Source organism: Amphritea atlantica (genome assembly GCA_024397875.1).
Taxonomy (GTDB): domain Bacteria; phylum Pseudomonadota; class Gammaproteobacteria; order Pseudomonadales; family Balneatricaceae; genus Amphritea; species Amphritea atlantica_B.
On sequence record CP073344.1, the window covers coordinates 3636902 to 3655999 of the forward strand.

Annotated in this window: 18 protein-coding genes and 1 tRNA gene; 7 read left to right on the forward strand and 12 right to left on the reverse strand. The window is 51.3% G+C overall.

Features of this window, described 5'->3' with window-relative positions:
- The first annotated feature begins 27 nt into the window (after positions 1 to 27).
- On the forward strand, positions 28 to 885 hold the full coding sequence (locus tag KDX31_16825) for a CBS domain-containing protein (GenBank protein ID UTW02972.1): 858 nt from the start codon (positions 28 to 30) through the stop codon (positions 883 to 885).
- Positions 885 to 2405, forward strand: coding sequence for an apolipoprotein N-acyltransferase (gene lnt / locus KDX31_16830; protein UTW02973.1), 1521 nt, complete (start codon positions 885 to 887; stop codon positions 2403 to 2405). Before KDX31_16825 ends, lnt begins: the two co-directional genes overlap by 1 nt.
- On the opposite strand, the gene KDX31_16835 is transcribed toward lnt, so the two are convergent.
- On the reverse strand, positions 2349 to 2891 hold the full coding sequence (locus tag KDX31_16835; protein ID UTW02974.1) for a metalloendopeptidase: 543 nt from the start codon (positions 2889 to 2891) through the stop codon (positions 2349 to 2351). The two genes, lnt and KDX31_16835, sit on opposite strands and share 57 nt — an antisense overlap.
- Before the next feature lie 124 nt (positions 2892 to 3015).
- Here KDX31_16835 and leuS point away from each other — a divergent pair, with 124 nt between their 5' ends.
- The 5 genes from leuS (at position 3016) to KDX31_16860 (ending at position 9509) form a co-directional block, all read left to right on the forward strand.
- Positions 3016 to 5607: a leucine--tRNA ligase gene (gene leuS, locus KDX31_16840; protein UTW02975.1), complete on the forward strand. Its 2592-nt coding sequence runs from the start codon at positions 3016 to 3018 to the stop codon at positions 5605 to 5607.
- 10 nt (positions 5608 to 5617) lie between these two features.
- Positions 5618 to 6127, forward strand: coding sequence for a hypothetical protein (locus KDX31_16845; GenBank protein UTW02976.1), 510 nt, complete (start codon positions 5618 to 5620; stop codon positions 6125 to 6127).
- Positions 6128 to 6133: 6 nt separating this feature from the next.
- Positions 6134 to 7153, forward strand: coding sequence for a DNA polymerase III subunit delta (locus KDX31_16850; protein UTW02977.1), 1020 nt, complete (start codon positions 6134 to 6136; stop codon positions 7151 to 7153).
- A 136-nt stretch (positions 7154 to 7289) separates the two neighbouring features.
- Positions 7290 to 7616: a cytochrome c gene (locus tag KDX31_16855; GenBank protein UTW02978.1), complete on the forward strand. Its 327-nt coding sequence runs from the start codon at positions 7290 to 7292 to the stop codon at positions 7614 to 7616.
- Between the two features lie 408 nt (positions 7617 to 8024).
- Positions 8025 to 9509: a DUF4041 domain-containing protein gene (locus KDX31_16860; GenBank protein ID UTW02979.1), complete on the forward strand. Its 1485-nt coding sequence runs from the start codon at positions 8025 to 8027 to the stop codon at positions 9507 to 9509.
- Positions 9510 to 9582: 73 nt separating this feature from the next.
- Here KDX31_16860 and KDX31_16865 read toward each other — a convergent pair.
- The 11 genes from KDX31_16865 to KDX31_16915 form a co-directional block, all read right to left on the reverse strand.
- Positions 9583 to 9658, reverse strand: a tRNA-Thr gene (locus tag KDX31_16865).
- A gap of 264 nt (positions 9659 to 9922) precedes the next feature.
- Positions 9923 to 10363 (reverse strand): OsmC family protein, encoded by a 441-nt coding sequence (locus tag KDX31_16870; protein UTW02980.1) that lies wholly within the window; start codon positions 10361 to 10363, stop codon positions 9923 to 9925.
- Between the two features lie 117 nt (positions 10364 to 10480).
- Complete coding sequence (locus tag KDX31_16875) at positions 10481 to 11344, reverse strand: phosphatase PAP2 family protein (GenBank protein ID UTW02981.1); 864 nt, start codon at positions 11342 to 11344, stop codon at positions 10481 to 10483.
- A complete protein-coding gene (locus KDX31_16880) occupies positions 11319 to 12905 on the reverse strand; it encodes a glycosyltransferase family 39 protein (GenBank protein ID UTW02982.1) in 1587 nt (528 codons plus the stop codon). The genes KDX31_16875 and KDX31_16880 overlap by 26 nt, the downstream gene beginning before the upstream one ends.
- Positions 12880 to 13914 (reverse strand): glycosyltransferase family 2 protein, encoded by a 1035-nt coding sequence (locus KDX31_16885; protein ID UTW02983.1) that lies wholly within the window; start codon positions 13912 to 13914, stop codon positions 12880 to 12882. The genes KDX31_16880 and KDX31_16885 overlap by 26 nt, the downstream gene beginning before the upstream one ends.
- A gap of 133 nt (positions 13915 to 14047) precedes the next feature.
- Positions 14048 to 14983 (reverse strand): flippase-like domain-containing protein, encoded by a 936-nt coding sequence (locus tag KDX31_16890; GenBank protein ID UTW02984.1) that lies wholly within the window; start codon positions 14981 to 14983, stop codon positions 14048 to 14050.
- Positions 14983 to 15987: a lipoyl synthase gene (gene lipA, locus KDX31_16895; protein ID UTW02985.1), complete on the reverse strand. Its 1005-nt coding sequence runs from the start codon at positions 15985 to 15987 to the stop codon at positions 14983 to 14985. Before lipA ends, KDX31_16890 begins: the two co-directional genes overlap by 1 nt.
- Positions 15980 to 16660 carry a lipoyl(octanoyl) transferase LipB gene (lipB, locus tag KDX31_16900; GenBank protein UTW02986.1) on the reverse strand — a complete coding sequence of 227 codons (681 nt, stop codon included), beginning with the start codon at positions 16658 to 16660 and terminating at the stop codon, positions 15980 to 15982. The genes lipA and lipB overlap by 8 nt, the downstream gene beginning before the upstream one ends.
- The gene (locus tag KDX31_16905; GenBank protein UTW02987.1) at positions 16660 to 16941 is read right to left on the reverse strand and encodes a DUF493 domain-containing protein; all 282 of its coding nucleotides are present in this window, start codon (positions 16939 to 16941) and stop codon (positions 16660 to 16662) included. The genes lipB and KDX31_16905 overlap by 1 nt, the downstream gene beginning before the upstream one ends.
- Before the next feature lie 17 nt (positions 16942 to 16958).
- Positions 16959 to 17810, reverse strand: coding sequence for an aminotransferase class IV (locus KDX31_16910; GenBank protein UTW02988.1), 852 nt, complete (start codon positions 17808 to 17810; stop codon positions 16959 to 16961).
- A gap of 72 nt (positions 17811 to 17882) precedes the next feature.
- On the reverse strand, positions 17883 to 19052 hold the full coding sequence (locus KDX31_16915; GenBank protein ID UTW02989.1) for a D-alanyl-D-alanine carboxypeptidase: 1170 nt from the start codon (positions 19050 to 19052) through the stop codon (positions 17883 to 17885).
- Positions 19053 to 19098 lie beyond the last annotated feature (46 nt).

The following is a 19098-nucleotide window of genomic DNA, read 5'->3' on the forward strand; positions in this document are numbered from 1 at the left end:
CAAGATGCCGAAGAAACGGAGTACCACATGAGCGAAGATCGATCGGGAAATGGCACGCAGAAATCCTGGCTGGGTAAGCTCACCCAGATCTTTTCTGATGAACCCAAAACCCGTGAAGACCTGCTGGCAGATCTGAAAGACGCCACCGATGAAAACGTGCTCGATCAGGAAGCGTTCAGCATTATCGAAGGGGCGATGCAGGTAGCCGACCAGCAGGTCAGGGACGTCATGATTCCACGCTCACAGATGGTAGTGGTTGAAGCCGACCAGACGCCCAAAGAGTTCCTGCCGATTATTATCTCTTCAGCCCACTCCCGCTTTCCGGTCATTGGTGAAAACCCGGATGATATCCTCGGGGTCTTACTCGCGAAAGATCTGCTATCGCTGATTCTCGACGAAAACAATCTGGAAAACTTTGATATCAGGCAGCATGTCCGCAAAGCCACGTTCATCCCGGAAAGTAAACGCCTCAACGTACTGCTGAAAGAGTTTCGCGCCACCCGTAATCACATGGCTATCGTTGTAGATGAATATGCCGGGGTATCCGGTGTTATCACCATCGAGGATGTACTGGAGCAGATTGTAGGGCAGATTGAAGATGAGCATGATGTCGAAGACGATGAAGGCAATATTAAACCCTTTGATGATAATGGCTACATTGTCAAAGCGCTGACACCGATCGAAGATTTTAATGAGTTTTTCGATATCGGTATGCCTGATGACGAATTTGATACGATTGGCGGATTGGTAACACAGAAATTTGGCCATCTGCCACGCAAGGACGAGACTGTGGAAATTGATGCATTTACATTCAAGGTGCTTAGTGCAGACAACCGGCGAATCCGGTTGCTTCAGGTTATCCGGTCAGCACCTGTTGATTACTGATGAATAACCCCACACCGTTCATACTCTGGCGGGTAATTCTTTGCATCATTGCCGGTGCAATCGCTCCCCTGTCACTGGCGCCGTTTGACTACTGGTATCTGGGCGGCGTATCGGTTGCCCTGCTGTTTATACTGTTACACAACTGCACCTCCCGGGCAGGCGCCTGGCTTGGTTGGTGTTATGGCCTTGGATTCTTTGGCACCGGGGTGTCCTGGGTATTTGTCAGCATCCATGAGCACAGCAGCGCCTCCGCCTTACTGGCGGGCTCAATGACCGCCCTGTTTGTCGCCGCACTGGCGCTTCTGTTTGCCCTGCAGGGATGGGTCTACACCCGTTTTTTCCGCAATGTAGTGGGGTTCAGCGCCCTCTGGATACTGTTTGAGTGGTTGCGAAGCTGGCTGTTTACCGGCTTTCCCTGGCTCTATCTCGGCTACGGCCTGATCGATACGCCCCTGGCAATGTTTGCGCCGCTGGGGGGCGTCTGGCTACTCAGCCTCTACGTGGTTCTGACCAGCACCCTGCTGGTGACCTTTTTAAAGCGTTTAAAATACCCGCTGCAGGCAGCCACCATCCTGTTGATAATCGGGCTGCCTCTGATTGCGATCCAGCAAAATAAGATACCACAAAGCTGGACATCTCCCATCGGTGAGCCGATCAGCGTCATGGCGGTCCAGGCCAACATTCCACAACAGCAAAAGTGGCAGCGCGGCGAACTTGAATATATTCTGCAAACCTATGTCGACCTGAGTCAGGGCAGCGAAAAAGCAGACCTGCTGATCTGGCCAGAAACCGCCATTCCAACCTTCTATCAGAGGGCCAGAGTAATCCTTACCCCGTTTACTGAGCAGCTGGAAAAAAGTGGCACCTCGATGATTAGCGGCATACCAACGGTTTATACCGATCCGGAGCAACCGAAGGGAAAACGCTATACCAACAGCCTGACCCTGTTTGCCGGCGGCATTGGCAACTACGATAAACAAAGGCTGGTACCTTTCGGCGAGTATGTGCCACTGGAACAGCAACTGCGCGGCATCATCGACTTCTTTGATCTGCCGATGTCAGAGTTCAGTCTGGGATCACCGGATCAGCCACTGCTGCATGCGTCGGGCAGCCGGATTGCACCATTTATTTGTTATGAGATCGCTTATCCAGAACTGGTGAGACAACAAAGTCTGAGCAGCGATCTGTTACTCACCGTTAGCAATGACACCTGGTTTGGTCACTCAAGTGCCCCGGCACAACATCTGCAGATCGCCCGGATGCGGGCACTGGAAACCGGCCGCTGGCTGATTCGGTCAACCAACAATGGTATCAGTGCGCTGGTCGGCCCTGATGGCAAAATCAGCGCCACAGTGCCCCAATATGAACAAGCGGTAATGCGCGGTGAAGTTCAGCGGATGGCTGGCCTGACGCCCTATCAGGAATGGGGAATCAAGCCATTGCAGGTCGTGACAGCACTGATGTTACTGTTCGGTCTTGTCAGCGCTCCAGGGAGCCGAGAGTCGCGTAAAGGTTTCTGAGCCACACTTCGGGCACACTTTCAGGCGGGCGGTATGGGTATTGGTCACCTGTTCGCCACAGGCAACGCAGACAAAGGTGCCTGCCGCTGCTGTATCTCCGGCGGCATAGTGATCCTCTCCTTCCGCCAGGCGCTGTTCAAGCTCAGTGATACCGATACGGGTGCGATCTGCCAGATCCATCAGTTGCCGCGCGACGGTCTGTTCCAGCACATTCAGATCAAAATGAAGCCAGGCGGCGATCCCCTCGCCGGTCTCGTGGGCATAATAACCCAGCTGCTTCAGGTCCCTTTTAAGATAGGCACTGAGCAGATCCATCTCATCCCGGGTCATCTCTTCGGCCGCTAACTCCAGCTCAACAGCCTCCTCAATTTTATCCTGCAGATAATCCCAGGAACGGTGTTCTGCAGATTCCAGATCCTTACGCAACCGGCTTAGCACCCGATCATATTGAGCACTACGATCTTTACCATTGCTATTGTTGCTCATATCCATCTCCAAAGCCGACTAAAAACTATATGTAGCATTGCATATATTGTATCCTATGCGCCACAGACAAAACATTCCATTGACCGGCACCAAACATCCGCCGGTTTTTACCATCAGAGTCAAAATGAACGAACAATATAAACCACAGCATATAGAACCTGAAGTCCAGCAACACTGGATCGACAACGAAAGCTTCAAAGCCACTGAAGACCTGTCCAGGGAGAAGTTCTACTGCCTGTCTATGTTCCCCTACCCGAGTGGTCGGCTGCATATGGGGCATGTACGTAACTACACTATTGGCGATGTGGTTTCACGCTACCAGCGAATGCAGGGCAAAAACGTTCTGCAACCGATGGGGTGGGATGCGTTCGGCTTGCCAGCGGAAAACGCGGCTCTGAAAAATAAGGTCCCGCCTGCCAGCTGGACCTATGAAAACATCGATTACATGCGTAACCAACTGGATCAGATGGGCTTTGGCTATGACTGGAGCCGCGAGGTTGCCACCTGCCACCCGTCATATTATCGCTGGGAGCAGTGGTTCTTCACCCGCCTGATGGAAAAAGGGCTGGTCTACAAGAAAGATTCTGAGGTCAACTGGGACCCGGTCGATCAGACCGTACTGGCCAATGAACAGGTTATCGATGGCCGCGGCTGGCGCTCTGGCGCGCTGGTTGAGCGCAAGAAGATTCCTCAGTGGTTCCTGAAAATCACCGATTATGCCGACGAGTTGCTCAATGATCTGGATAAGCTGAGTGAGTGGCCGGAACAGGTCCGCACGATGCAGCGCAACTGGATCGGCCGTTCCGAAGGCGTGGAGGTCAGTTTTCATGTCGATGGCTTTGGCGAACTCGACGTGTTCACCACCCGCCCTGACACACTGCTGGGTGTGACCTATGTTGCAGTTGCCCCCGGTCATCCGCTGGTACAGCAGGCAGCAGCCGGTAACGCAGAGCTGACCGCCTTCATCAATGAATGCAAAAACATGAAAGTGGCCGAAGCGGATATGGCCACCATGGAGAAAAAAGGCTTTGCACTGGGTATTGAAGCGACTCACCCACTGACCGGTCAGAAGGTTCCGGTCTGGACGGCCAATTTCGTATTGATGGAATACGGTTCTGGCGCGGTAATGTCTGTTCCGGCGCACGATCAGCGGGATTACGAGTTCGCTAAAAAATACGCGCTGCCAATCAAACAGGTTATCCGCCCGGCAGATGACAACACCCCGATCAATCTCGATGAGGAAGCCTTCACCGACAAAGGGGTGCTGGTGAACTCCGGCAATTTTGATGAACTGGATTTTGAGGTTGCATTCAAAGCAATCGCGTCCGAGCTGCAGAGCAAAGGCAAGGGCAAAATCACCATCAACTATCGCCTGCGGGACTGGGGTGTATCCCGGCAGCGTTACTGGGGCACACCGATTCCGGTCATCAACTGTGACAGCTGTGGCGCTGTACCTGTACCGGAAGATCAGTTACCGGTGGTACTGCCCGTCGATGTAACCTTTGATGGCGTCGGCTCTCCCATCAAAAAGATGGATAGCTTTAAGAAAACCAGCTGCCCTCAGTGTGGTGCCGATGCCGAACGGGAAACCGATACCTTCGATACCTTCATGGAGTCTTCCTGGTATTACGCCCGCTACGCCTGCCGGAATGCAGACTCTATGCTGGAACCGGAAGCAGCAAATTACTGGCTGCCGGTTAACCAGTATATCGGCGGTATCGAACACGCAATACTCCACCTGCTTTACTCCCGTTTCTTCCACAAGCTGATGCGAGACGAAGGGCTGGTCAACTCCGATGAACCATTCGAACGCCTGCTGTGCCAGGGTATGGTACTGGCTGACACCTACTACCGTGAAGACGAGAATGGCGGCAAGATCTGGATCTCACCCACGGAAGTCAAGGTTGAGCGGGATGAAAAAGGCCGCGTGACCAAGGCAATCCTTATGGCTGACGGTGAACCGGTTGAGTCTGCCGGCATGGGCAAGATGTCCAAGTCGAAGAACAACGGTATCGATCCGCAGGTGATGATCGACAAATACGGCGCCGATACGGTGCGTCTGTTTATGATGTTTGCCGCACCACCCGAGCAATCTCTGGAGTGGTCAGACTCCGGCGTTGAAGGCGCCCATCGCTTCCTGCGTCGACTCTGGAAACTGGTTTATGATCATCTCCAGTATCCCGGTGAGATCGTTGCACTTGATCCGGACAGCCTGGATGAGCGCCAGAAAGAACTGCGCCGCAAAACACACGAAACGATCAAAAAGGTTTCCGACGATATTGAGCGTCGTCAGACTTTCAACACCGCAATCGCCGCAGTGATGGAACTGAGCAACGCAATCAGCCGCTTCGTTGACGCCAGTGATCAGGGTCGCGCAGTGGCTCGCGAAGCACTGACCGCAGCAGTACAGTTGCTGGCTCCGATTGTGCCGCATATCACTCATCAGCTGTGGACAGACCTGGGGAACAGCAGCAATCTGCTGGATGCACCATGGCCGGTTGTCGACGAAGCCGCAATGACCCTGGCCAATGTCCAGATGGTGGTTCAGGTCAACGGCAAAGTGCGGGGCAAGATCACCCTCCCGGCCGATTCCGATGAGAGTATTGTGCTGCATACAGCCCTTGCAGATGAGGGAGTACAGCGCCACATGGATGGTAAAACAATCCGTAAACAGATTGTAGTGCCGAATAAACTCGTCAACATTGTTGTTGGTTAAGGGGTCCAGGATGACGCGCTGCCAGAATCGCTTTTCGGCCACACTATTGCTGCTGGTATGTTGCCTGCTGCTGCCTGCCTGTGGATTTCACCTGCGCGGCAGTGCGGACATTGCCGAGCCACTTCGGCAGCTAACGCTGATTACCCCCGAACGATCCCGCAGTCAGCTTGAACCGGTACTGCGCCGGCAACTGGAAGCAAACGGGGTAACCCTGAACAGCGGCTCTGGCTATCTGTTACAGATCATCTCAGAGTCCCGCAGCCGCCGCGAGGCAACGCTGGGGGCGAATGCGGATATCGATGAGTACGAGCTGACCACCAAGGTCAGCTTCGAAGTGACAGATCCGCAGGGCAACCCTGTTCTGCAACGCAAGATCCTTGCCGAACGCACCTATGATTACGATGCCGATAAAGAGACCGCGAGCAGCGCTCAGGAACAGCAGCTCTATATCGAAATGGATCAGCAACTGGCCAACCAGATTCTGCGCTTCTACGCCAATCTGAAACCTGCGACACCTTAGACCACTATGAAGATAAAACCGGAGCAGCTTGCTAACAAACTCGGGCCGCAACCGGCTCCGGTTTATCTGATCACCGGCGACGAAACGCTGCTCATCGAAGAGAGCTGCGATCTGCTGCGCCAACACCTCAACTCAATCGGTTTCACCGAGCGGGAAACACTCCATGTCGAGGGCGGGTTCAAGTGGGAATACCTGCTCGAGTGCGCCAACGCCCTGTCGCTGTTTGCCGAGCAGAAAATCATTGAACTGCGGTTGAGTGGTCATAAGCCCAACAAACAGGCCAGCGATATTCTTCAGGAATACCTGAAACGCCCCGCCGAAGACAATGTACTGCTGATTATTGCCAATAAACTCGACGGTACGGCAAAGAGAAGCGCCTGGTTCAAAGCGATTGATCAACAGGGGATTATTGTCGAAATATGGCCGGTGGAGCTGCAACAACTTCCCGGCTGGATCAATAACCGGGCGCATCAGATCGGCCTGACCCTGGACAATGATGCCGTTCAGTTACTCTGTGAGCGGATCGAAGGCAATCTTCTGGCGGCGAAGCAGGAACTGGATAAACTCAATCTGCTCTATGCCGGACAGACGGTCACCGCAGAGATGGTAATGGACAGTGTCTCCGACAGCTCCCGCTACGACATCTATGGCCTGACAGAAGCGGCCATCCAGCAACAGATACCCCGCTGCAGTAAAATTATCGAGGTCCTCAGGCAGGAAGGCACCGAAGCATCTGTCGCACTCTGGGCGATCACCCGGGAGATTCGCTCGCTGATCGCTATCCAGAACGGCCTGCAAAAAGGCACCCCGTTAGACACTATTTGTCAGCGAGAACGGATCTGGGGCAACCGGAAAAATCAGATGCGCAACGCCGCCAATCGATTTTCAGCCGACACACTGAGCAACATGCTCAGCCGCTGCGCAGAGGCCGACGCACAGATCAAAGGCGCCCTCGGGGACCCCTGGCTAACGCTGACCGGCATCACCCTCCAGCTTGCCGGTGTAGAGCTTCATTTAAACCGCTGAACGGCTAGCTGCGCGACTGCTAGTGCCCAGACGAAAGAGCAAACGTTCTTGCTTGAGCCTGATTATATTTAGCCTGTTGATCTATCTTGTGCGTATAGGCGATACTCAGAACGGACTCTGATTAGGGAAGCTAAATGTGAAAAACAGTTCATCAGCTATTTTATCCGCTGTATTTGCACTATTGCTGAGTGGCTGCTCTGACAGTACCCCTCAAACCGACTCAACGGATGGCAAAGAACTTTACTCCCTCTACTGCGAGACCTGTCATAAAAGTGATGGCAGCGGCAACTTCCTGAAAGGGATTCCTGCAAACAGGCTAACCCGCTTACAGAAAGACCAGATAATACTACTGATCCATCAGGGTGATCCGTCACTACCAGATATGCCAGCATTTTCTAACCTGACAGAGCAACAGGCAGCAGCAATCGTCGATCACCTTTACAGTCTAAGAGCAGACCGCTGAACACGTTCAGCTCGCTAGAACGCCGCTTCGCGGCTGCTAGTGGCTAGACGGAAAACTTCGTTTTCCTTGCTAGTAAAACATTTAAAAGACAAGTAGGAGCGGCATCTTGCCGCGATATATTAATTGACGCTGAATTATCTCGCCAAAATAAAGCTACCTTTTATATCCACTTACGACACAAAGCAGGCCTCACATAGGATACCTTTGCTCAGATGGATAGCCAGCAATTAAAAAGAAACTAATACGACTGCTCAACAGAGACACAACTCTTCTAGAGACGACCAAAGCAATTACAATCATTCAAGAGAAAGAGAAGGGGTGAATCGACCAGTCTATCGTGGACAACCAACCAACCAGGATTTACAGTGAACGCTCAGCAAACGGACACTGCATAAAAGGACTTCTCAAATGGACCCTATTTTACTTGGGGCAATTGCCTCTATCATCATTGTAATATTGATTCTCTTGGTCTTAGTAAAAAATCAAAAAAGCCTTAAGCGAGAATTAGAAAAAGCGTCAAAAATATTAGAAGTACGGACTAAAGAAAATAAAAAGCTGATCGATCTCCTCAAGAAATACAAACAAAAATACTCAAAACTCATCAATGCTGATGAGTACGTCAAAAATCAGCACCAGTCGGCAGATAGCTATGTAGTGGTGCAGCATCAAAAAGCTGATCAATACGTAGCCGAAGCAAAGAAAACTAAGGAACGCTTCGATATTTTAATAGACCAATTACGAAAAGATTATAAAAACAAAAAAACTATCTTTGACGAGCTTGTTAAGAAAGCAGCCATTTACAATGATCAAATCGAAGTTGCCGAGCTAGGTTTCTATGAGCCTCATTTTGACTTTGATACCTCTGAACAATACAAAGGAAAGATCGACACGATCAGAAGTAAACAAAAAGATATGGTCCGAAAAAAATCAGCTGTCACATGTGATACTGAGTGGAGAGTTGGAAACAGCGTTGCTGAAGGTAAGAAATTCACTGATCGAATAATCCGACTTGCTCTAAGAGCATTCAACAATGAATGCGAAGCTGCGGTGACAAGCGTTACATGGAAAAACATAGCCAGACTAGAAATACGTATTCAAAAAGCCTTCGATGCTATCAATAAATTAAATCAAACCAATCAAGTTGAAATAAACCAAAACTATCTAAAGCTAAAGTTAGATGAGCTTCGGTTAGCCTATGAATACCAAGTTAAAAAACAGGATGAGAAAGAAGAACAGGCAGAAATAAAAAGACAAATGAGAGAGGAAGTTGCGCTACAGAAAGAGCTAGAGAATACAGTTAAAGAAGAATTAAAATATGAAAAGCTACTAACGAAAGCTCGATTAGATGCTGAAAGCTCAGCAGGGGGTCAACTAGAAGCCCTTCAAGCAAAGATAGCAGAACTAGATAAAGAACTTACCGCTGCACATGAAAAAGCAGAAAGAGCAAAGTCTATGGCTCAACAGACCCGGTCAGGGCATGTCTACGTTATTTCTAATATTGGCTCATTCGGTAAACATGTCTACAAAATAGGTATGACTCGCCGACTAGAACCTCTAGATCGAGTAAAAGAACTTGGAGACGCAAGCGTTCCATTCCTTTTTGATGTCCACGTTATGATTTATTCAGATGATGCCCCAGCTCTAGAAAAATCACTACATCACTCCTTCACTAACAAGCGTGTGAATATGGTCAACAATCGTAAAGAGTTTTTTGAGGTTAGTTTGGATGAAATCAAAGACCGGGTGGCAGTTATTGGTAAAAACAATATTGAATTCATCGAAACAGCCGAAGCAAGAGAATATAGAGAAACACAGAGCATTAAAGAAAAACTCAATCTATCAGAATCAGGAGAGATACAAGATGAGATTCATGCCTTTCCTGAAATGATTTAGTGAGCTAATAACTCAACAGAGTCGCAGCTCCTCCTGAGACAAGCAGTTGAAATGCGAGGGGTTTAAAAAGAAATGGTGCCGCCACCAAGAGTCGAGCTAAGAATCCACTGATTACAGGTGAGCAGCTCTAGCAACTGAGCTATAGCGGCACTGTGCCATTACACTTTCTCGTGAACACCAAGCGAGTTTTGTGCCTCTGAAGGGACCCGCCCCCCTCGATCAACAGGATTAGAACCTAACCTTCAACTACCCATCCTAACCGTTTGGATACCAATGCCCGCTTCTGGCCAAAGCTGACTATAACCCGCGGACTCAATTCTTAAACAAAAAAGGCTGATGTGTTAATCGTCAGCCTTTTGTGACCATCTTATTTTTCACTTATTCTAGCAAGTAAAACGAAGTTTTACGGCTAGCTACTGAATCAAAGAATGCGTAACTTTCGTTTCCAGCGCTATATTGTCATCCAGCGGGCAGCGGTGGCAGACCTCTTCGAAGAACTTTTGTTTTTCCGCTTCACTCAGGTCGGCGTCAATCTTTGCACTGACGGTAATGGTCTGGAATCCAACCCGGTCCTCTGTCGGCCTGCCCAGCAGTCCGGCTGGATTCATAGTGCCATCCACATCGATATCGATAGAGCGCATCTCTATTTTCTGCTGAGTGGCCGCGATACGGGCGATGCTGGCGATACAACCGCCCAACGAAAAAAGGAAGAATTCCAACGGGGTCGGACCTTCATCGGTGCCGCCCGCCTGCGTTGGCTGATCGATAATGACTTTGTGTCCACGAATATCCGCATGCACCTGACAGCCGGCGTTCATGGAAGTCGAAACAGAGATAACTTTGTTGGCTGACATAATAATCACCTTAAACCAATACTATATAAGAAAAATCTAATATAGATATTATGCACAAGCGCCGGCCTAAGATAAAGGCTAAAACGCTCTGTAAAGGAAGTTTAATAGCGCTAAGCGTCAGGAAACCGGGGGCTTACGTGCAGGCAGGAAATACTCGGATACGAACACCAGCAACGCGGCAAAAGCGATTACTTTCGCAAACAGCTGCGCCTGTGGATAACCACCACTGTGTCCGAACATAATCATCAACGCCGCCACCACTAGCAGGAACAGAATAAACAGGTGCATTGGCCAGCGGAAGCCTGTTAAGGACAAGCGTGCCGTTTTTACTGCGGCGACAGTGATCAGCATACCCAGCGCGCCACCCACCAGAACATCCACAGGCCAGTGCGCCGCAACCATCACCCGGCTCAGGCCAACCAGGCCACCTAACAACAGTAGCCCCCAGCGCAGCGGCCGGTTATTGAAGAAGTAATAGGCCAGCGAGACAAACGCAAAGGCGGTGAAGGAGTGTCCTGAGGGAAAACTGCCGTTTCTGAGCGCGTTACCCACCAGATTATAATCACCGGCGGGTAGTGCTACGGGAGGCCGTTCAGCGTCGAACAGTGTTTTCAGACCATGGGTTGCCAGTGTGCCGTATATCGCTGTAATAAAAAGCACCCAGAGCAGTTCGGGCTTACGCCGGGCAACAAATAACGCCAGTGTCAGAACAAAGGTGGTATCCCCCATAAATGTAACGATCTGCCAGAACGTTGCAGGTAAAAGAGGAGTCATCTGATTCAACAGATGGAACGCGCCATGATATCCGGCAACCAGCCAGAGCAACAGTGCCACACCCAGAAACACCAAAGCCAGCTGCATTAACCGCTTCAGCGCCTGAGAGTCATACTGATCGTCGAAACGCTGCCGGGAAGCGTCCAGCCGGGCGGGCAGGTCCGCCACGATAAAGCACGCTTTAATTTGCGACAGCAGGTTTTGCATCACGCCACTCCACCAGTCTGATACCGCCTTTACTGTACAACAGGTCGAATACCGCATCAGGGTTTCGCTGCTGCAATTTGAGCAGATTATCTGCATCCGTAAAGATCACCTCGCCCGCTTCAGGCGAGCGGTCTTGCGGTGTAATTGCATCCCGGTAAACACTGAAAGTAGGCCTGTGCACTCCATAGGCGATCACAGACTTATCGCTCAGCCCCCGGGCGATAGCAGCAGCTTCCTGAACCGGTTGTTGCTGCAATCCGGCCACTATCTGGATAAAGAAGGTAAACACAAACAGTGTCTGAATAAAGCCGATAGCCACAAACTTAGCCGGTTTTTCCAGCCTTGAACTGAATATCAGCAGCAGCGTTAACAACAATGCCACGACACTGGCCAGCATGTAGGGCAGCCCTGTCACTTCCCAGACCCGCGCGAGCATCTCCTGTTCATAAAGCTTCCGACTACTGCCCGCAGCAGATTCCAGAATCCAGGGTAATGCCAGCATCAGGACAAAAAACAGCAACGGAAACACCAGCCCCCAGGCGCAGAACAGGCGCTCGCGATAATGGGCAAACAGCATCAGTAGTCCACTGATGCCGTAGACCACATAGTGCGGCAGCTGAGTACCGGAAAATGAGACCAGCACAAAGACCACACCCAACCATATAATGAGATACAGCGTAAGTAAGTCCTTACACAACTCACGCAGATTACGCAGCAGGGTAAACAGGGCCGAACTGAACGGTAACAACACCAGCGGCAGTGCAAGCAGGTAATAGCCGATGCTACCGCCATGACCTTCCCGGGTATCACTGAAGCGTTTGAGGTTGTGATCCAGCAGAAAGCCCTGAAAGAATCCAATCCCCTGATCCTGATAGACCAGCCATAGCCAGGGGGTCAGGATAACTAATAGCAGCGCCCAGCCTGGCAGGTAGAAGATCGCTGCCAGCCAGCGACGCCACTCACCCTGAACGATGTAAAAGATACCGCTCACCAAAAGTGGCACCAGCACCGCCACCGGACCTTTCGCCAACAACCCCAGCGCCATCCAAAGATAGACCCGCAGCAGGATTGCACGTCCGGGATTCTGCCAGTGACGCCACATATCCAGCAGCGTCAGGGTAAGGAACAGGTTAAGCCAGGCATCGGCAATGGCTGCCTTACCAATAATCCCGATCCACAGCGTATTGGCCATGATCAGCACGGTATAAAGCGCGGTTGTCCGGTTCCATTGCTGATGGGCAAAGCGGTAGCACACCAGCATCCAGCAACTGGCGGCTATCGCTGAGGGAAGACGCAGGGAGAACTCGCTCAGGTCAAACAGCGAAACACTGAGGGCCTGAAACCAGTAGCTCAGAATCGGCTTATCGTAACGGGGTTCGCCATCCAGATAGGTGGCGGCAAAATTACGGTTGGCCAGCATCTCCCGGGTAGCTTCAGAAAAGGCTCCCTCATCAAGATCGAAAAGAGGGAAGCCCCAGATATTCCAGAAGAACGCCAGAAAGAGTGCGGCAAACAGCAGGCCGTAATGAAAAAGATTACTTTGGCGCAGAGTCGGCGTCATGCGCACTGGTCTCGTCCATTACGTCAGGCTGTGGAGCATACCAGCGCCCCTCCTGATCCTCATTAAGTTTCTCCCGCAGGGTATACCCACGGGTATTGGAGGTTTCAAAGAAGATCCGTGACATCATCTCGGCCAGTACACCGGTAGTGATAAACTGCAGCGAAACCACCAGCAGGAAAATACCGATCATAAACAGTGGCCGGCTTCCGATATCTTCACCGAGGAACAGCTTAACGCCCATCAGCCAGGTCATAATCAATGAACCCAGCACCCCCATTCCCAGTCCCAGATAACCAAAAAAGTGCCCCGGACGGGCTTTGAATTTAAGGAAGAAGAACACCACCAACAGATCCAAAATAACCCGGAAGGTGCGTGACAAACCGTATTTTGACTCGCCAAACTGGCGGGCATGGTGGTCAACCACCGTTTCACCAATCCGTGAAGGCTTCGTTACAGAGGCCACCCAGACGGGGATAAAACGGTGCATCTCACCAAACAGGCGGACCTGCTTGATGACACTGGCACGATAAACTTTCAAACTGCAGCCATAGTCATGCAGACGCACGCTGGTAACCTTGGCAATCAGGCGATTTGCCTGACGGGAGAAGAACTTACGGGTCGACTCATCTTCCCGTTGCTTGCGCCAGCCCTGCAGCATATCCAGGTCACGCTCTTCCATCTCAACGATCATCCGCTGAATATCGGCTGGATCGTTTTGCAAATCGCCATCCATAGTGACGATAATTTCGCCGCGGGCTGCATCAATACCCGCCTGCATCGCGGCAGTCTGACCAAAGTTACGCTGCAGTTCAACCACCCGCAGGTGATCACCCCACTGTTCCTGAGCCTCATAAAGACGTGTAACAGTGTTGTCCGGACTACCATCATCGACGCAGATAAGCTCCCACTTACCGGCATAATCACTGAGGCACTCATGTACCCGCTCGACCAGCGGAAATACACAATCCTCTTCTTTATACATCGGTACGACGATCGATAATGATTTCATAAATTATCCGGATTCAGGTCACAAAAAATAGTAAGCGGACTCTATCACAAAGCCCTTTTGATATGAAGGTAAAGCCCTATGACACAAGGCGAATCCGAACGGCACCCGCCCCTTCACAGCGGTTCTTTCCCGCCTATTCGGTTTCTGCCTGCAAAGATGTTTCCCGGCAGAAAACGTTGGCCACCAGCCAGCCTAATGCAAAGGCAACAAAAGACATCAACAACAGAAACAGGTGCAGCTGTACCGCCACCTTAAGCAGTGTAGAGGTATCGATCGCATAGAACTTACCAGCCAGCACGAAGGCAGCCTCGAAAGTGCCCGAACCGGCCACCCCATGGATCGGCAGAATAGAGGAGAGATCTGCTACTGCAACACTGGTAACCGCCTGAACCAGGGTTAACTGAGACAGTTGCATCACCACCCCCAGAAACGCCAGCAGTTTCGTCAGCCACACCGCATAGGTGGTCAGCACAATCGCGCCATAATGTCCTCCACGGGTCGGCAACACAGCAAGCGTCTGCGCCAGCTTTGTCAATTTCGGGCTACTGAAACGCCCCAGCAGCCAGACCACCAGACGCTTAACCCGGTCAAACAGCAGTAAACCGGTTACCGTGATCAATGCCAGGCCCACTGCCGCAAGGGAGTTAAACTGCCACACTGCCAGGATACCGGCAATGGATAACAGCGCGATCAGATCCAACAGACGATAGAGCAACAGATGAGAGGATGAACTCATCAGCCCAATACCAAAATAGCGTTTAATCAGTACCGGAAAAGCCACCTCACCAGTGCGCATCGGTAGAAGATTATTGAGTAAGTTGTGATTGGTGCTGAGATAAAACATCTTCGGATAACGGGCCGCAGGCAGCTCAAAACTGATTTTGATCCGCAACGCCCGTAATGCATTACTGCTGAGCGACAGTATCGCCAGCAGAGCCAGTGTCCCCGCAGAGAACCCCTGCCACGAGGTCAGCAGGCTATACCAGCCGATTTTGTACTCCACCACCGCCAGGGTGATGACCAGAATCACCACCGACAGCAGCAGTTTAAGCAGGTGTGCGCGCCGCATCAGCTGATTGTTTCACCCTTAGCCTGCAGATCGGCATGATAGGATGAGCGCACCAGCGGCCCACTGGCGACCTGTGAGAAACCCAGCTCTTTTGCCACCTGTGCATACTCATCAAACTCCTCCGGGGTAACATAGCGGTCAACCGGAAGATGATCGCGGCTTGGCTGCAGATACTGTCCGATGGTCAGCATATCCACATCATGGGCACGCAGATCTTTCAACACCTCAAAGATCTCCTCTTTGGTTTCCCCTACCCCCACCATCAGGCCCGACTTAGTCCGGACATCAGGGCAGCGCTGCTTATATTTCTGCAGCAACTCTAATGACCACTGATAATCAGCGCCAGGACGAACCTTACGGTAGAGTCGTGGGACAGTTTCCATATTGTGGTTAAACACATCCGGCGGCGTTTGTTGCAGCACATCCAGTGCAATATCCATGCGACCACGGAAATCAGGCACCAGCGTTTCAACCTGAATCGAGGGAACCGCCTTACGGGTTTCGGTGATACAGCGGGCAAAGTGCTCGGCGCCACCGTCCCGCAAATCGTCACGGTCTACCGACGTAATTACCACGTAACGCAGCCCCATATCAGCAATCGCTTCAGCCAGTTCAACCGGTTCATTTTCAGGCAACGGCTTCGGACGACCATGGGCGACATCGCAGAATGGACAACGACGGGTACAGATATCCCCCATAATCATGAAAGTCGCCGTACCGTGGCTAAAGCATTCACCCAGATTCGGGCAGCTGGCCTCTTCACAAACGGAGGCAAGTTTATGTTTACGCAGTTTGTTTTTTATACCCTGAACTTTAGGGGATGTTCCCAGCGAAACCCTTAGCCACTCCGGCTTACGCAGGATCTGATCCCGCTCAGTGGGAATTACCTTAACCGGGATACGGGATACTTTTTCAGCGCCGCGAAGCTTTACGCCAGCTTCAGCACGCTGCGGTCGTTTTTCAGTTGCCACGGCCGCTTGCACATTTTCACTATTTTCAGACATCTGTACCTTCCAACGAATTAGCATTGGTGCGCTCGCTATACTCGAGTCTTTTCACCAGTATTTCTGTAAGTGAATCCTTAACGGATTCCCTGTCGAGCGTCTCGACCAGGTTTTTCAATCGGGTAACTGCCATACCGGCATAACCACAGGGGTTAATACGGTTAAAAGGTTCAAGATCCATATCCAGATTAAAGGCCAGTCCGTGAAACGAACAGCCTTTTCGCACCCGCAATCCCAGCGAGCAGATTTTTGCTTCATTAACATAAACACCGGGGGCATCCGGTCTCGCGTAGGCTTCAACGCCATATTCTGCCAGCAACTCCACAATGCAGGCTTCCATCCGCGCAACCAGCTCTTTAACGCCAAACTTTTTCCGCCGCAGATTGAGCAGCAGATAGACCACCAGCTGTCCCGGCCCGTGATAGGTCACCTGACCACCACGATCAACCTGAACAACAGGGATATCACCGGTACCCAGCAGATGCTCTGCATCGCCAGCATGGCCCTGAGTAAATACCGGATGATGTTCCAGTATCCAGACCTCATCAACACTATCCTGATCCCGGGATGCAGTGAAATCCTGCATCGCCTGCCAGGTGGGCAGATATTCCACCAACCCCAGATCACGGACCACTATCTGTTGCGACAACGGCGACTGCTCAGCCAGAGCCATCACATCACCATCTGCACACGGCCGGTGCTGAGAAGATCCTCATGTAAAGCTTTCAGCTGATCATGCCCGGTCGCTGTGATTTTCATACGGATCGAAGTAAATGTTCCTTTACTGCTGGCCTGAATCTCGATCTTAGTAATATCCAGATCAGGTACATGTATACGGACTACGTCAATCACAACTTCCTGAAAATCCGGCCCGTCCCGACCAATCACCTTTATAGGGTAATCCGGACAGGGGAATTCAATCTTCGGTGCTTCTTGCTCAGTTTGCTGCGCCATAACTATCTCTCGATTGCTCAGCCGTTCATCAGATTATTTTGATAACGGGTAAACAGTTCAAACATTCTGGCCCATAAAGGCCCTTTGTTACCGTCAGCCACCGGCTGACCATCAATTTCCAGTACCGGAACCACCGCCCGGGTAGAGCTACTGATCCAGACTTCATCGGCAGACATCAGACGGTCATAATCGATATCCACCTCCTGGGTAGGGATACCATTCTCTGCCGCCAGCTCCAGTATCAGTGCGCGGGTCGTCCCTCCGAGAATCTCTGAGCCGCGTTTGGGCGTGTAGATCACGCCTTTATCCACTAGCATCAGATTACAGGAGGCGCCTTCGGTCAGCAGGCCATCGCGAATCATCAGCGCTTCCTCTACACCCGCCTGCCGCGCCTGTTGCATCACCAGTATATTCGGCAGCAGCCCCGTGCTTTTGATATCACAACGGCCCCAGCGCAGGTCTGCAGTCACGATCGCCCGGACACCCACAACCGACTCAGGCCCCGCGCTGTATATATCTTTGATCGGGCTACAGCAGGCAAACACCGTTGGCGTCATCTCTGCATCATAGACATGACTGCGGTTACCGGAGTTGCCCCGGCTGATCTGCAGGTAGACCGACAGATTGCCGCCACCATTCAACTCAACCAGGCGGGTTAAGATCGCTATCCAGTCATGTTCGACTGCAATCTGAATCGCACGCAGACTGTACTCCAGTCGGTGCAGGTGCTCATTCAACCGGAATCCTTGTCCCCGATAGAACGGAATCACTTCATAGACACTATCGCCAAACAGAAAACCCCGGTCAAATACCGATACCGTCGCCTGCTCTTCCGCAATGAATTCGCCGTTCAGATATACTGTTTTCATCTTTGTTTAACGACAGATGCCCGGACTCAGATTAATCCTCAGCCCGGGCATCCATTCCACAGCCCCTCGGGGTCAGTTGATCAGATTATAAAAGAATAGCGCAATGGCATCCCAGATACGTTGTAAAAGCCCTGCTTCAGCAATGCTTTCCAGCGCGATGATCGGTGCTTCAGCAACCACTTTATCTTCCAGCATCACTTTCAGCGAGCCAAAGCTCTGACCTTTCTCGATCGGTGCTTTAATCACTTTATCCAGATCCAGAACCGCCTGCAGCTGCTCACCTTCCCCCCGGGGAATAGTGATAGCCATCGCACTTTGCAGACCCACCTTAAGCTGTTTCTGCTGACCGGCCCACACTTTCGCGGTTTCCAGAACCTGACCGGCATCATAGAGTTTATGAGTCCGGAAATAACGGAACGCATAAGCCAGCAGTTTCTGACTCTCCTGCGCCCGCGCCTCTTCACTGCTGGTACCCATTACCACGGTAATCAGCCGCATACCATCTCGCTTCGCTGAAGCCACCAGGCAGAAGCCTGCAGCATCAGTGTGGCCGGTTTTCAGGCCATCAACGGAATCATCGCGCCACAACAGTTTATTGCGGTTAGGCTGACGTATCTTGTTATAAGTAAAATACTTTTCAGAATAAATACCATACTGTTCCGGATATTTCTGAATAATAGCCTGAGCCAGCAGTGCCAGATCGTACGCAGAGGAGTAATGATCTTCCGCTGGCAGGCCCGTTGCGTTCATAAAGTGGCTATTTTGCATTCCCAACAGGGCGGCATGCTGATTCATCATATCCGCAAAGGCCGATTCACTGCCGGCGATATACTCTGCGACAGCAACACTGGCATCATTGCCCGACTGGATGATGATTCCCTTCAGCAGATCACTCAGAAGAACCTGAGTGCCCTCCTTAATAAACATCCGCGACCCCGGAGTGCGCCAGGCTTTAACAGAGATTGGCACCAGATCGTTCTTACTGACATTACCTTTTGTCAGCTCACCCTCAAGGATATAACTGGTCATCATCTTCGTCAGGCTGGCAGGCGGAAAACGTTCGCCCTCCCGACTGGCCATGATAACTTTACCGGTATCTGCATCCATAACAATATACGCCCGGGCGGCCACCTGAGGAGGAGCCGGGGTAATCTTCGCCGCCTGTACTGGCAGGGAAGCGATACAGATGGAGAGAAAAAACAGGCGGAACATCACAGAGCGAAAAGCAAATTTTCTAATCATAGTGTTTTATACATACTTTCATTACGGTTACAGAGGGTCCAGATAC

Coding starts and splice junctions, on each gene's coding strand:
- KDX31_16825 (UTW02972.1), top strand. CDS start 28: ATGAGCGAAGATCGATCGGGAAATGGCACGCAGAAATCCTGGCTGGGT.
- lnt (UTW02973.1), top strand. CDS start 885: ATGAATAACCCCACACCGTTCATACTCTGGCGGGTAATTCTTTGCATC.
- KDX31_16835 (UTW02974.1), bottom strand. CDS start 2,891: ATGAGCAACAATAGCAATGGTAAAGATCGTAGTGCTCAATATGATCGG.
- leuS (UTW02975.1), top strand. CDS start 3,016: ATGAACGAACAATATAAACCACAGCATATAGAACCTGAAGTCCAGCAA.
- KDX31_16845 (UTW02976.1), top strand. CDS start 5,618: ATGACGCGCTGCCAGAATCGCTTTTCGGCCACACTATTGCTGCTGGTA.
- KDX31_16850 (UTW02977.1), top strand. CDS start 6,134: ATGAAGATAAAACCGGAGCAGCTTGCTAACAAACTCGGGCCGCAACCG.
- KDX31_16860 (UTW02979.1), top strand. CDS start 8,025: ATGGACCCTATTTTACTTGGGGCAATTGCCTCTATCATCATTGTAATA.
- KDX31_16870 (UTW02980.1), bottom strand. CDS start 10,363: ATGTCAGCCAACAAAGTTATCTCTGTTTCGACTTCCATGAACGCCGGC.
- KDX31_16875 (UTW02981.1), bottom strand. CDS start 11,344: ATGCAAAACCTGCTGTCGCAAATTAAAGCGTGCTTTATCGTGGCGGAC.
- KDX31_16880 (UTW02982.1), bottom strand. CDS start 12,905: ATGACGCCGACTCTGCGCCAAAGTAATCTTTTTCATTACGGCCTGCTG.
- KDX31_16885 (UTW02983.1), bottom strand. CDS start 13,914: ATGAAATCATTATCGATCGTCGTACCGATGTATAAAGAAGAGGATTGT.
- KDX31_16890 (UTW02984.1), bottom strand. CDS start 14,983: ATGCGGCGCGCACACCTGCTTAAACTGCTGCTGTCGGTGGTGATTCTG.
- lipA (UTW02985.1), bottom strand. CDS start 15,987: ATGTCTGAAAATAGTGAAAATGTGCAAGCGGCCGTGGCAACTGAAAAA.
- lipB (UTW02986.1), bottom strand. CDS start 16,660: ATGGCTCTGGCTGAGCAGTCGCCGTTGTCGCAACAGATAGTGGTCCGT.
- KDX31_16905 (UTW02987.1), bottom strand. CDS start 16,941: ATGGCGCAGCAAACTGAGCAAGAAGCACCGAAGATTGAATTCCCCTGT.
- KDX31_16910 (UTW02988.1), bottom strand. CDS start 17,810: ATGAAAACAGTATATCTGAACGGCGAATTCATTGCGGAAGAGCAGGCG.
- KDX31_16915 (UTW02989.1), bottom strand. CDS start 19,052: ATGATTAGAAAATTTGCTTTTCGCTCTGTGATGTTCCGCCTGTTTTTT.